The 13,403-nt window shown below is 72.9% G+C and carries 10 protein-coding genes; all 10 read left to right on the top strand.

Annotated features, from left to right (window positions below):
• Positions 1-121 precede the first annotated feature (121 nt).
• Positions 122-2,377: a putative bifunctional diguanylate cyclase/phosphodiesterase gene (locus ACFYOV_RS30890; protein ID WP_389093356.1), complete on the top strand. Its 2,256-nt coding sequence runs from the start codon at positions 122-124 to the stop codon at positions 2,375-2,377.
• A gap of 123 nt (positions 2,378-2,500) precedes the next feature.
• Positions 2,501-2,797, top strand: a complete 297-nt coding sequence (gene gatC, locus ACFYOV_RS30885; RefSeq protein ID WP_031117542.1) for an Asp-tRNA(Asn)/Glu-tRNA(Gln) amidotransferase subunit GatC — start codon at positions 2,501-2,503, stop codon at positions 2,795-2,797.
• A gap of 6 nt (positions 2,798-2,803) precedes the next feature.
• Positions 2,804-4,297 (top strand): Asp-tRNA(Asn)/Glu-tRNA(Gln) amidotransferase subunit GatA, encoded by a 1,494-nt coding sequence (gene gatA, locus ACFYOV_RS30880; protein ID WP_389093353.1) that lies wholly within the window; start codon positions 2,804-2,806, stop codon positions 4,295-4,297.
• Complete coding sequence (locus tag ACFYOV_RS30875) at positions 4,294-4,533, top strand: hypothetical protein (protein WP_389093351.1); 240 nt, start codon at positions 4,294-4,296, stop codon at positions 4,531-4,533. The genes gatA and ACFYOV_RS30875 overlap by 4 nt, the downstream gene beginning before the upstream one ends.
• Positions 4,534-4,548: 15 nt before the next feature.
• Complete coding sequence (gene gatB / locus ACFYOV_RS30870) at positions 4,549-6,063, top strand: Asp-tRNA(Asn)/Glu-tRNA(Gln) amidotransferase subunit GatB (protein ID WP_389093348.1); 1,515 nt, start codon at positions 4,549-4,551, stop codon at positions 6,061-6,063.
• 154 nt (positions 6,064-6,217) lie between these two features.
• The gene (locus ACFYOV_RS30865; RefSeq protein WP_389093346.1) at positions 6,218-6,691 is read left to right on the top strand and encodes a hypothetical protein; all 474 of its coding nucleotides are present in this window, start codon (positions 6,218-6,220) and stop codon (positions 6,689-6,691) included.
• Between the two features lie 265 nt (positions 6,692-6,956).
• Positions 6,957-9,215, top strand: a complete 2,259-nt coding sequence (locus ACFYOV_RS30860) for an MMPL family transporter (protein WP_389093344.1) — start codon at positions 6,957-6,959, stop codon at positions 9,213-9,215.
• Complete coding sequence (locus ACFYOV_RS30855) at positions 9,193-9,768, top strand: GNAT family N-acetyltransferase (RefSeq protein WP_389093342.1); 576 nt, start codon at positions 9,193-9,195, stop codon at positions 9,766-9,768. Before ACFYOV_RS30860 ends, ACFYOV_RS30855 begins: the two co-directional genes overlap by 23 nt.
• A 288-nt stretch (positions 9,769-10,056) precedes the next feature.
• Entirely contained in the window at positions 10,057-10,242 is a 186-nt protein-coding gene (locus ACFYOV_RS30850; protein ID WP_389093340.1) for a hypothetical protein, read from the top strand.
• A gap of 101 nt (positions 10,243-10,343) precedes the next feature.
• A complete protein-coding gene (locus ACFYOV_RS30845; RefSeq protein WP_389093337.1) occupies positions 10,344-13,394 on the top strand; it encodes an AAA family ATPase in 3,051 nt (1,016 codons plus the stop codon).
• The last annotated feature ends 9 nt before the right edge of the window (positions 13,395-13,403 follow it).

Below are 13,403 nucleotides of genomic sequence, written 5' to 3'. Positions count from 1 at the left end.
GTCGGGGCATCCCCGTGTTCGTGGAGGGTCCGGGGAAGGGCTTTCCAACGCGGAGCCGCTGAGGGTTTGTCGGGCATCGGGCCGCGTGGCGTGGGCACCGCCGGCTGTGAGAGGGACGGGAATGGAACCGACCGAGAGCGCCGCCCCGGGCTCACGGCTGCGCCTGCGCCGCATCGCCGGCGTACGGCGGCGCATCCGTGGGGCAGTGCGTCCCGCGGGGCATCCGGCTGCGCAGGAGCGCCCCGGCGGGCGGACCGTGGACGGGCGCGGCGCCGGACGGCCGGCCGCCGGGCAGGACCCCGGTCTGTCCGAGGCGGGCGCGGAACGGCACCTGTCCTGGCCCGCGTTGCCCGCGGCGGTCGTCGCCGCGGCCGGATTCGTGCTGGGCGCCGGATTCCTGCGGGCGTTCACCGGCGGTCACGCGCTCTTCCCGTCCGGCACCGCCGGCTGGTCCCTGGCCGTGCTGACCGGGATTGTCGTCGGCCACCTCGTGATGCTGGGCCGCTCCCGCTGGTGGGGCGGCACCGGCTCGGGCGCCGCCCTCACCCTCGCCGTGCTGCTGCTGTACGGCTGGGTGCCGGCCGGCATGGTCAGTCTTACCGTCGTCGTGCTGGTCGGCATAGCCCGCCGGGGCCGCTGGCGGCAGGGCGTGCTGCACGGCGCGGTCGACCTGCTCGGCATCGGCGCCGGCGCCCTGGTGCTGGCCGCCTTCGGCTGCGTACCGTCCGTCGAGTCCCCGTCGACCCCGGACACCTGGACCCTCTACACCGCGCCCGGCGTGGCCCTGGTTGCCGCCGCCTATCTCGGCGTCAGCCGCACCCTCCTGTGGTATCTGCACGCCCCGCGCGCCGGACTGCCCACCGTCGCCCGCACCGCCCTGGTCAGACAGGGACTGGTCGCCATCGCCCTGCTCGGCATAGCGCCCCTGATCTGTGTGGTCGCCGACGCCAAGCCGGTGTTGCTGCCGCTGTTCGCCATCCCGCTCATCGCCCTCGACTCCACCCTGTGGATCGCCAGGGCCCGCGCGGAGGAGCAGCTGCGCGACCCGCTGACGGGACTGCCGAACCGCCAGTGGCTCCTCGAACGCATCTGGACCGCGCTGGACGACGCCGAACGCCTGGGCGCCCGCGCCGCCCTCATGCTGATCGACCTCGACCGCTTCCGATCGGTCAACGACACCCTGGGTCATCTCGCCGGTGACCGGCTGCTGCTCCAGATCGCCGACCGGCTCCGGCTGGCCCTGCCGCGCGGCGCCGAGGCCGCGCGGCTCGGCGGTGACGAGTTCGCCGTGTTACTCCCGGTCGCCGACTCCACGACGTCCGCGACCCGCGTCGCCCGGAGCCTGGTGGCGGCCCTCGGATCACCGCTCGACCTCGACGGCCTGACCCTCGTCCTGGAGGCCAGCGCCGGCGTCGCCGTCTTCCCCGACCACGCGCTCGACGCCGAGGGACTGCTGCGGCGGGCGGACGTGGCGATGTACCAGGCCAAGCGGGACCGTACGGGCGTCGAGGTCTACGAGTCCAAGCGGGACTCCAACACCCCCGACCGCCTCGCCCTGCTGGGCGACCTGCGCCGGGCCCTGGACGCCCACGAGGTCCAGCTCCACTACCAGCCCAAGGTCCGCTTCGACGGTCAGGTGGCGGGCCTGGAGGCGCTGGTGCGGTGGGTCCACCCGGAGCGGGGCAAGGTGCCGCCGGACGAGTTCATCGCGATCGCCGAGTCCTCCGGCCTGATGCCGCACCTCACCGAGTACGTACTGGAGACGGCCCTCGGCCAGGTGGCCGAGTGGCGCTCGCAGGGCCTGCACGTGCCGGTCGCCGTCAACGTCTCCCCGCGCGACGTCCACACCCCCGGCTTCGCCGGTTCCGTCGCGGCGCGCCTGGCCCGGCACGGCGTTCCGGCGGGGGCGCTCCAGCTGGAGATCACCGAGCACGTGCTCCTCGAGGATCCGCAGCGCGCCGCCGACACCCTGAACGCCCTGACGGGGCACGGCGTGAAGATGTCCCTGGACGACTTCGGCACCGGCTACTCCTCGCTGGTGCACCTGCGCCGGCTGCCCGTCAGTGAGCTGAAGATCGACCGTTCCTTCGTGGCCCGGCTGGCCGTCGACACCGAGGACGCCGAGATCGTCCGCTGCACCGTCGACCTGGCCCACTCCCTGGGCCTGCTCGTCGTCGCCGAGGGCGTCGAGGACGACGAGACCTGGGAACGCCTGCGCGACCTCGGCTGCGACGCGGTCCAGGGCTGGCTGGTCGCCGCCGCGATGCCGCCCGACGAGACCACGGCGTGGCTACTGGCACGCGGTTCGCGCGGCTGGCAGCGGCCGGCAGCGGCCCTCCCGGCAGCGGCGGGCGACGACTCGGGCCGGGTCGGCTAGGACCCGGCCTTCCGGTCGGCGCCGGCCCGCACTACGGGGCCCGGCAGAGCGTTGCACGGTCATGTGGCGGAGCCCCATAGGATTGGCTCCAAACCACACACACTCACCCCAGAGGATCGCTGCATGCCTGGCATCACGCGCGAGGAGGTCGCCCACCTCGCCCGGCTGGCGCGTCTGGAGCTGAAGCCCGAAGAGCTCGACCACTTCGCGGGCCAGCTGGACGACATCATCGGCGCGGTGGCCCGCGTCAGCGAGGTCGCCGACCAAGACGTACCGCCGACCTCCCACCCGCTCCCGCTGACGAACGTCATGCGGCCGGACGAGGTCCGTCCCTCGCTCACCCCCGAGCAGGCGCTCTCCGGCGCCCCGGCCCAGGAGCAGCAGCGTTTCAAGGTGCCGCAGATCCTGGGGGAGGACTAAGCAGTCATGACCGACATCATCAAGCTCACGGCCGCCGAGACCGCCGAGAAGATCGCCTCCGGCGAGCTCACGGCCGTCGAGGTCGCCGAGGCGCACCTGGCCCGCATCGAGGCCGTCGACGAGAAGGTGCACGCCTTCCTGCACGTCGACCGCGAGGGCGCCCTCGCCCAGGCCCGTGCCGTCGACGAGAAGCGGGAGCGCGGCGAGAAGCTCGGCCCGCTGGCCGGCGTCCCGCTCGCGCTCAAGGACATCTTCACCACCGAGGGCATCCCCACCACCGTCGGTTCGAAGATCCTCGAGGGCTGGATCCCGCCCTACGACGCGACACTCACCAAGCGGCTCAAGGCCGCCGACGTCGTGATCCTCGGCAAGACCAACATGGACGAGTTCGCCATGGGGTCCTCGACCGAGAACAGCGCCTACGGCCCGACCGGCAACCCCTGGGACCTCACCAGGATCCCCGGCGGCTCCGGCGGCGGCTCGTCCGCCGCGCTCGCCTCGTTCCAGGCGCCGCTCGCCATCGGCACCGACACCGGCGGCTCCATCCGTCAGCCCGCCGCCGTCACCGGCACGGTCGGCGTGAAGCCGACCTACGGCGCCGTCTCGCGGTACGGCATGGTCGCGTTCTCCTCCTCCCTGGACCAGGGCGGGCCCTGCGCCCGCACCGTCCTGGACGCCGCGCTGCTGCACGAGGTGATCGCCGGGCACGACCCGATGGACTCCACCTCCATCGACGCCCCGGTCCCCCCGGTCGTCGAGGCCGCCCGCAACGGCTCGGTCGAGGGCATGCGCGTCGGCGTCGTCCAGCAGTTCCGCGGCGAGGGCTACCAGGCCGGCGTCATCCAGCGCTTCGACGAGTCCGTCGAACTGCTGAGGGAGCTGGGCGCCGAGATCATCGAGCTGGACTGCCCGTCCTTCGACCTCGCCCTCTCGGCGTACTACCTGATCGCCCCCTCCGAGTGCTCCTCCAACCTCGCCCGCTTCGACGGCCTGCGCTACGGCCTGCGGACCGGCGACGACGGCGCGCACTCCGCCGAGGAGGTCACCTCGCTGACCCGCGAAGCCGGCTTCGGCCCCGAGGTCAAGCGCCGCATCATGCTCGGCACCTACGCGCTCAGCTCCGGCTACTACGACGCGTACTACGGCAGCGCCCAGAAGGTCCGCACGCTGATCAAGCAGGACTTCGACAAGGCGTTCGAGCAGGTCGACGTGATCGTCTCCCCGACGACGCCCACCACGGCCTTCGCGATCGGCGAGCGCGCCGACGACCCGATGGCGATGTACCTCGCCGACCTGTGCACCATCCCGACCAACCTGGCCGGCAACGCGGCCATGTCGCTGCCCTGCGGCCTCGCGCCCGAGGACAACCTGCCGGTCGGACTCCAGATCATCGCCCCGGTCATGAAGGACGACCGCCTCTACAAGGTGGGTGCCGCGGTCGAGGCCGCCTTCGTGGAAAAGTGGGGCCATCCGCTGCTCGAGGAGGCTCCGTCGCTGTGAGTGCACTGACCAAGGCCAAGGGCTTCAAGAAGTCCAAGTCCGGTACGTACCTGTCCATGGCCGCCACCGCCTTCGGCGCGATCGGTGTCGCCAAGCGGCTGAAGAAGGCCCGTCTCGAGAAGGACACCCTGGTCCTGATCGACGCCACCGTGTCCGCCGCCGCGATCGTCACCGGCCTCGCCATCCTCTACCGCGAGCTGAAGCGGCTGGGCGACGACGACGTCCTGCTGGGCTGAGAGGGAAGTTTCACCGTGACCACCACGACCGACCTGGTGTCGTACGAGGACGCGCTGGCGTCGTACGACCCCGTCATGGGCCTCGAGGTCCATGTCGAACTCGGCACCAGGACCAAGATGTTCTGCGGCTGTTCCACCGCACTCGGTGCCGACCCGAACACCCAGACCTGCCCCATCTGCCTCGGCCTGCCCGGCGCGCTCCCGGTCGTCAATGCGACCGGCGTCGAGTCGGCCGTCAAGATCGGTCTCGCGCTGAACTGCGAGATCGCCGAGTGGTGCCGCTTCGCCCGGAAGAACTACTTCTATCCGGACATGCCGAAGAACTTCCAGACCTCCCAGTACGACGAGCCGATCGCCTTCAACGGCTACCTCGACGTGCAGCTGGAGGACGGCGAGACCTTCCGCGTGGAGATCGAGCGCGCCCACATGGAGGAGGACACCGGCAAGTCGACGCACGTCGGCGGCGCCACCGGCCGTATCCACGGCGCGTCCCACTCGCTGCTCGACTACAACCGGGCCGGCATCCCGCTGATCGAGATCGTCACCAAGCCGATCGTCGGCGCCGGCGAGCGCGCCCCCGAGGTGGCGAAGGCGTACGTGCGCGAGCTGCGCGAGCTCATCCGGGCGCTCGGTGTGTCCGAGGCCCGCATGGAGATGGGGCAGATGCGCTGCGACGTGAACCTGTCGCTGATGCCGAAGGGCGCGGACAAGTTCGGCACGCGCTCCGAGACCAAGAACGTGAACTCGCTGCGGTCCGTGGAGCGCGCGGCCCGCTACGAGATCCAGCGGCACGCGGCCGTGCTGTCGTCCGGCGGCACCGTCGTGCAGGAGACCCGGCACTTCCACGAGGACACCGGGTCGACGACCTCGGGCCGCGTGAAGGAGGAGGCGGAGGACTACCGGTACTTCCCGGAGCCCGACCTCGTGCCGGTCGCCCCGTCCCGCGACTGGGTCGAGCGGCTGCGGGCCGGACTGCCCGAACTGCCGCTGGTGCGCCGCAACCGGCTCCGTGAGGAGTGGGGCGTCTCCGGCACCGACATGCAGGCGATCCTCAACGCCGGTGCGCTCGACCTCATCGTCGCCACGATCGACGCCGGTGCCGACGCGGCCTCCGCCCGCAAGTGGTGGATGGGCGAGCTGGCCCGCAGTGCCAACGAGTCCGGCAAGGCCCTGGACGAGCTGGCGATCACCCCGGAGCAGGTCGCCCGGGTGACCGCGCTGGTGTCCGAGGGCTCGCTCAACGACAAGCTGGCCCGCCAGGTCATCGAGGGCGTGCTCGCCGGTGAGGGCACGCCGGAGGAGGTCGTCGACAAGCGCGGCCTGAAGGTCGTCTCGGACGAGGGCGCGCTCACCGCGGCCGTGGACGAGGCCATCGCCGGCAACCCGGCCATCGCGGACAAGATCCGCGGCGGCAAGGTGGCCGCGGTCGGCGCCCTGGTCGGCGCGGTCATGAAGGCGACCCGTGGCCAGGCCGACGCCGCCCGCGTCAAGGAGCTGATCCTCGAGAAGCTGGGCGTCACCGAGGGCTGATCCGACGGCAGGCTCCAGGGGACGCGTCCGGTAGGACGCGTCCCCTTTCTCATGCGGTCGCGTGGCTCGAGGTCAGCCGGCCATGAGGTGGGCAGGCGCGCGGTCGGGTGGTCGCCGTGCACGGTGTCCGGCGGTCGCGCTACGCTCCCGCGGCATGAGTGGACGCTCCGATTCCGATACGCACTCGGACATAACCGAGGGCACGACCGAGGACCTGACCGAGGACCTGACCGAGGACCTGATCGAGGACGCGACCAGGGGCACGGCCCAGGACATGACCACGGCGCAGGGCACGGAGGACATGACCACGGTGCCGGAGGACGCCGAGGACGCCGAGGACGCCGAGGACGCCGAAGACACCGAGGACGCCGAAGGGGCCGCGCGGGAAGCGCGCCGCGCCCGGTGGGCCGCGGTCGGCACCGGAGCCGTGCTGGCCCTGGCGGGGCTGGCCGCGGCGCTGCTGCGCCTCACCCGCTCCGCGCCCGTCCTCGTGCCGGTGGCCTACGCCTGCGGCGCCGCCGTCTGTGCCGCCGCAGCGGTCCTGGGCTCGCGGGGGCGGACCCGCAGGGCGCTGTGGCTGCTCGTCGCGGGGCTGATGGTGATGGCACTGGGCGACCAGATCGACTGAACCGCGCCGGAACGCTCCCGGCCCCCGGAAGGTTCCCGCCGTTCGGCCCCCATCGCGTGAGAGGCGCCACGTCCGGTGACACCGGTCCTGTGACGGTCCTGTGAGCTGCCTCCCATTCCTGCGGAGAAGACCCCGAGGGCGACAAACGATCACTTTTGCCTGCAAGAGTGGCAGTGCATTGCTCATGCGTTCTTTGCGGGCCGTTCGCTTCACGGACGACTGTTCCCGGTCAAAGATCCACGCAAGTCACCTTGGGAGCACGTTCGTGGCAGCCCTGGCACGCTGGTGTGTCCGACACCGCCTGATGGCGATCCTGCTCTGGCTCCTCGCCCTCGGTGGGGCCGCCGCGGGTGCCGTCGCCGCCGGCACCGCCTACTCGAACGACTACAAGGTCCCGGGCACCGAGTCCGGACAGGCCGACGAGCTGCTCAGGGAGGGCTTCCCCGATCTGGGGGGCGACAGCGACACCGTCGTATGGCACACCTCCGCCGGCAGCGTCCGCGACCCCGGCGTCGAACAGACCATGACCCGCGCCCTCGAACGGATCGCGGACCTGCCCGGCGTGGCCGACGTGACCGGCCCCTACGGCGACCGGGACGGCCGCGGCGCGGGCCGGATCAGCGCGGACGGCCGCACCGCCTACGCCACGGTCACCTTCGACGACCAGGCCGAGGACATCGACGTGACCGAGGCGACGGCCGTGGTCGACACGGCCCGGGCCGCCGAGACGGACGATCTGCGGGTGGAGCTCAGCGGCAGCGCCCTCGGGCTCACCGAGTCGTCCTCCGGCGGACACCTCGCCGAGATCGTCGGTGTGGTCGTCGCCGCCGTCGTGCTGTTCCTCGCCTTCGGCTCGCTCGCCGCCTCTCTGCTGCCCATCGCCACCGCGCTGGTGAGCGTCGGCACCGCCTACGCCGGCATCGTGCTCCTCGGGCACGTCATGACCGTCGCCGATTTCGCGCCCATGCTCGGCATGCTCATCGGGCTCGGCGTCGGCATCGACTACGCGCTGTTCATCGTCACCCGGCACCGGCGCGGACTGAAGCGCGGCCTCACCGTCCCGCAGGCCGCCACCAACGCCGTCGCCACCACTGGACGGGCGGTCGTCTTCGCGGGTGCCACCGTTTGCATCGCCCTGCTGGGCATGCTGATCCTCCGCCTGAACTTCCTCAACGGCGTCGCCGTCGCCGCCTCGCTCACCGTGGTGCTGACCGTCGCCGCCTCCGTCACGCTGCTGCCCGCCCTCCTGTCGTGCATCGGCGTCCGGGCGCTCAGCCGGCGCGAGCGGCGCAGGCTGGCCGAGCAGGGACCCCAGCCGGAGCTGCCGACCGGATTCGCCGCGCGCTGGTCGGCGTTCGTGGAACGCCACCCCAAGGCGCTCGGCGCCTTCGCGCTGGTCGTCATGACGCTCCTCGCGCTGCCCACCCTCTCCCTCCACCTGGGCACCTCCGACCAGGGCAACAATCCCGAGACGACCACCACCCGACAGGCCTACGACCTCCTCGCCGACGGCTTCGGCCCCGGCGTCAACGGCCCCCTCACCCTGGTCACCGAGGTCGACGGCGCCGCCGACCGGCTTGCCCTGGGCACCCTGGACGCCACGCTGCGCCAGACCGAGGGCGTCGCCGCGGTGTCGCCGGTGACCTACGGCTCGGGCGGCGACACCGCCTACCTCACCGTCGTACCGGAGTCCGCACCGCAGTCGACGCAGACCAGCGAACTCGTCGACCGGCTGCGCTCGGAGGTGCTGCCGCGGGCCGAGGCGGGCACCTCCCTCGACATCCGGGTCGGCGGCGTCACCGCCGGATACGACGACTTCGCCGACGTCATCGTCGGGAAGCTGCCGCTGTTCGTCGGGGTCGTCGTCGGCCTCGGCTGTCTGCTGCTCCTGCTCGCCTTCCGGTCGATCGGCATCCCGCTGAAGGCCGCCGCGATGAACGTCGCCGCCGTCGCCGCCGCCTTCGGGGTCGTCGTGGCGATCTTCCAGTGGGGCTGGGGCAGTGAACTGCTCGGCCTCGGCCGCGCGGGCCCGATAGAGCCCTTCCTCCCGGTGATCATGGTCTCGGTGCTCTTCGGGCTCTCCATGGACTACCAGGTCTTCCTCGTCAGCCGGATGTACGAGGAGTGGCTGGAGACGGGCGACAACCGACGCGCGGTCCGGGTGGGCCTCGCCGAGACCAGCCGGGTGATCAACTCCGCCGCAGTGATCATGATCTCGGTGTTCCTCGCCTTCGTCCTCAGCGGCGACCGGGTGATCGCCATGTTCGGCATCGCGCTCGCCGCCGCCGTCGCCCTCGACGCCTTCGTGCTGCGCACCCTGCTCGTCCCCGCCCTCATGCACCTGCTCGGCGGCGCCAACTGGTGGCTGCCGCGCTCGCTGGACCGGATCCTGCCGCGGATCAGCATCGAGCCGCCCGAGTGCCGTGCCACCCATGAGAGGCTGGCCGCCGCCACGGACGCCGAGGTGGCGGACGTGCTGGCCGAGGAGGAGCGACAGCGGGATGTACGCGATACGACTGGGTGACGACGGAGCGGAACTGCGCCCCCTGGAGCCCTGGCACGCCGAGGAGTTCCTCGCCCATCTCGACCGCGGCCGGGACTTCATCAACCAGTACGTCCCCTTCGGCTCCCGGGCCACCGACGTCGCCGGAGCGCACGAGGTGCTCCAGCGGTACGCCGACCTGCGCGCCGCCGACACCGGCTCGCTGCACGGGCTGTGGCTGGACGGCAGGCTCGTGGGCGGGGTCCTCACCCTCCAGTTCGACGCGGCGAACGGCACCAGTGAGGTCGGCTGCTGGCTGGAGCCCGCCGCCACCGGTCGCGGGCTCGTCACGCGCGCGATGCGGGTGCTCATCGACTGGGCGGTCGAGCAGCGCGGCATCCACCGGGTCGAGTGGGTCGCCGCCGCCGGCAACCGGCCCAGCATCGCCGTCGCCGCCAGGCTCGGCATGACCCGGGACGGGGTGCGCCGCGAGGCCCACCTGCACCAGGGAGTGCGCCACGACCTCGAGGTGTGGTCGGTGCTCGCCCCCGAGTGGCGCGCGGCCCGCGCCGGCACCGCTCACCACGACCATTGATCCCGGGCCGGCGTCGCCCCGGCCGCCCTCGGCCTGCCGCCGGCCGTCCTCACGTACACCGACGTGCTGCCGGGACCGCCCCCCCACCGGCTGAGCCGCCACGGTCCGCAAGAGGTCCTAGGGCATCCGTGAGCACCTTACGGGCGCCCTGAGGCCCCTTGGGCTCGTCTAAGGCCACGGGGACCGCCCAAGATGCGGAACTCTCCCGATGTGGCGGGGCACCCCGCGGGACGAAGCTGGAGGCACGCAGAAAGCGAAGCCCCGGCCGACTCCTGTGAGGGATCCACCATGTTCGAGTACGAACTCCACCAGTACCGCATCGCGGACCTCGTCCGCCGCGCCGCCCACGAGCGCCTGGCCCGCGAGGCCCTCGCCGGCCGCCGCTCCCGGCGCCGGGCAGCCGATCCGCGAGCGACCGGTGCCGAGAGCCATACGCCCCGGTTCCGCAGACACTGGTTCACCCCGGCCGCATGAGCGTCCGGGCGGGGGAGGAAAACGGCCGCACGGCGGGACACCGCCGTGCGGCCGTCGCGCTCTCGGCGAAAACCTGTGCCGCACCGTCGGACGCGCATGCGATGCTCGGGACCGTGGAGACCAGGTCAGTCAGTCCCGTGTTCGTCGGTCGCGCGGCCGAACTGGACATGCTGCACGAGGCGTTCACCCGGGCCGAGTCGGGTGAGCCGCAGGCCCTGATGCTCGGCGGCGAGGCCGGCGTCGGCAAGACGCGCCTCGTCGAGGAGTTCGCCGCCGCGGCCCGCCGTCGGGGCGCCGTCGCCGCCGTCGGCGGCTGCGTCGAGATCGGCGCCGACGGGCTGCCCTTCGCGCCCTTCTCGACTGCCCTGCGCGCCCTGCGCCGCGTGCTGCCGGACCTGATGACCGCTGCCGCGGAGGGACAGGAGGGTGAACTCGCCCGGCTGCTCCCCGAGCTCGGCGCGGCCCCCGCCGGACGGTACGACGAGGACGGCATGGCCCGCCTCTTCGAACTCACCGCCCGCCTCCTGGAACGTCTCGCCGCCGACCGCACCGTCGTCGTCGCCCTGGAGGACCTGCACTGGGCCGACGCCTCCACCCGCCACCTGCTCGCCTACCTGTTCCGCACCCTGCGCACCGGCCGCCTCGTCCTCCTCGCCACCTACCGCAGCGACGACATCCACCGCCGCCACCCGCTGCGCCCCCTGCTCGCCGAACTCGACCGGCTGCGCACCGTCCGCCGTCTCGAACTCGACCGCTTCACCCGCGACGAGGTCGGCCGGCAGATCGCCGGCATCCTCGCCGCCGAACCCGATCCCGCCCAGGTCGACGACATCTTCGAACGCTCCGACGGCAACGCCTTCTTCGTCGAGGAACTCGCCGTCGCCTCCCACGAGGGGTGCGGCACCGGCCTCACCGACTCCCTGCGCGACCTCCTCCTCGTCCGCGTCGAGGCGCTGCCCGAGAGTGCCCAGCGCATCGCCCGGCTCGCCGCCGAGGGCGGCTCCACCGTCGAGCACCCCCTGCTCGCCGCCGTCGCCGGGCTCGCCGAGGACGACCTGATCGAGGCGCTGCGGGCCGCCGTGAACGCCAACATCCTGACCGCCGCGCCCGACGGCGACGGCTACCGCTTCCGGCACTCCCTGGTCCGCGAGGCCGTCGCCGACGACCTGCTGCCCGGCGAGCGCTCCCGCCTCAACCGCCGCTACGCCGAGGCCCTGGAGGCCGACCCGTCCCTGGTGCCGGCCGACGCCCGTGTCATGCGGCTGGCCAGCTACTGGTACCACGCCCACGACCCGGCCAAGGCCCTGCCGGCCGTCCTCGACGCCTCCGTCGAGGCCCGCCACCGCCAAGCCCACTCCGAGCAACTGCGGCTGCTGGAAAGGGCAATGGAGCTGTGGGACGCCGTACCCGACGAGGTGCGCGCGACCCTGCGCCCCGTCGACTACACCGAGGTCTATCCCCCCTGCGGCTGCGACCCGGCCACCAGGCCCCTGCGCTACCTCGACCTGATGGCCGAGGCGGCCGTCGCGGGGCGGCGGTGCGGGGAGCGGGAACGCGCACTGAAGATCACCAAGCGGGCGCTGCGCCTCCTCGACGAGGAACCCGACCCCTTGCGTGCCGCCTGGTTCTGGATCCAGCGCTCCCGGCTCGTCCAGGCCCTGGGCCGCGGCGACGGTTGGAGCGAGATCGGCACCGCCCAGGACCTCGTGCGCGGGCTGCCGCCCTCCGAGGTGCACGCAGAGGTCCTCGCCACCGCCGCGCTCTGGTCCATGCTCCACGAACCCGGCCCCGAGGCCGTCGCCGCCGCCGAACGGGCCGTGGAGTACGCGCGCATGGTCGGCGCCGCCGACATCGAGCTCAACGCCCGCCTCACGCTCGGCGGGCTGACCGTCGACGCGGGCGACATCGAGGCCGGACTCGCCGAGATGCGGGCGGTACACGACCTGGCCGAGGCCCAGGGCCGGTCCGCCGTACTGGGGCGCTGCCACATCAACCTGCCCTCCGTCCTCGAGGGGGTCGGCCGCTCCGCCGAGGCGGCCGAGATCATGCGCGAGGGCACCCGCGTCACACGGCGCCTCGGCCTGCTGGAGTCCGAGGGCTGGGTATGGGTCAACTTCGCCGAGTCGCTGATCTCCCTGGGCCGCTGGGACGAGGCCGTGGACGCGGCGACCCGGGCGCTGTCCCAGGGACAGGGCGCGAAGCCCCGCGGCGGTGCCTGCCTCCAGCGGGCCTGCGTCGCCCTCGCCCGCGGGGAGACCGCCGAGGCCGCCCGACTGCTCGACGAGGCCCGGTCCTCCTACGGCAGCCACGACCCGGTGCCGCAGAACAACCTGCCCCTTGCCCGCCTCGCCATCGGCATCGCCGGCGCCGAGGGCCGCGTCCTGGACGCCCGGGCCGAACTCGATCGCGCTCTGGGCAGCGGCTTCCCGCCCGGCACCCAGCGCTACGGCTGGCCACTGCTGCTGGCCGCCGCGAGCGGCGAGGCCGACGCCCGCCCCCTGCCCGTCGCCGCGCCGGACCGCGCCCGGGTCCTCACCCGCATCCTCGAGGTCGCCAAGCACCTCACCACCGGCGCGCCGGTCTGGAGCGCCCACGACAAGTGGGTCCGCGCCGAACTCCTGCGCGCCGAGGGGCTCGACGACCCCGATCTCTGGTCGGAGGTGGTCACCGCCTTCGAGTCGCTGGAACGGCCCTACGACCTCGCCCGGGTCCGCCACCGCCTCGCCGCCGCGCTGCTGGCCGCCGGCGGCGAGGAGGAACGGGCCCGCGCCACCGAGCTGCTCCGCCTCGCCCACGCGGTCGCCGCCCACCTCGGCGCGCGTCCGCTCTCCGACGCCGTCACCCTGCTCGCGCAGCGCGCCCGGATCCCGCTGGCGGCCGGTCCCCGGCACAGCGGCCCGGCGGAGCCGGCCGATCCGGCCGAGGCACTCGGTCTCACCAGCCGGGAACGGGACGTGCTGCGCCTGGTCGCCCAGGGCCGCACCAACCGGCAGATCGCCGAGGAACTGTTCATCTCTCCGAAGACCGCGAGCGTCCACGTCTCGAACATCCTCGCCAAGCTGGGCGTCGCCGGGCGCGGCGAGGCGGCGGCGGTGGCGCACCGGCGTGGTCTGTTCTCGTCCGCATCGCTCGCGCCCGGAACGGTGGGCTGACACTTAGGG

Source organism: Streptomyces sp. NPDC005931, assembly GCF_042871235.1.
Classification (GTDB): domain Bacteria; phylum Actinomycetota; class Actinomycetes; order Streptomycetales; family Streptomycetaceae; genus Streptomyces.
Note: the sequence above shows the minus strand (reverse complement) of the source record. Positions and strands in the feature narration are given on the sequence as shown.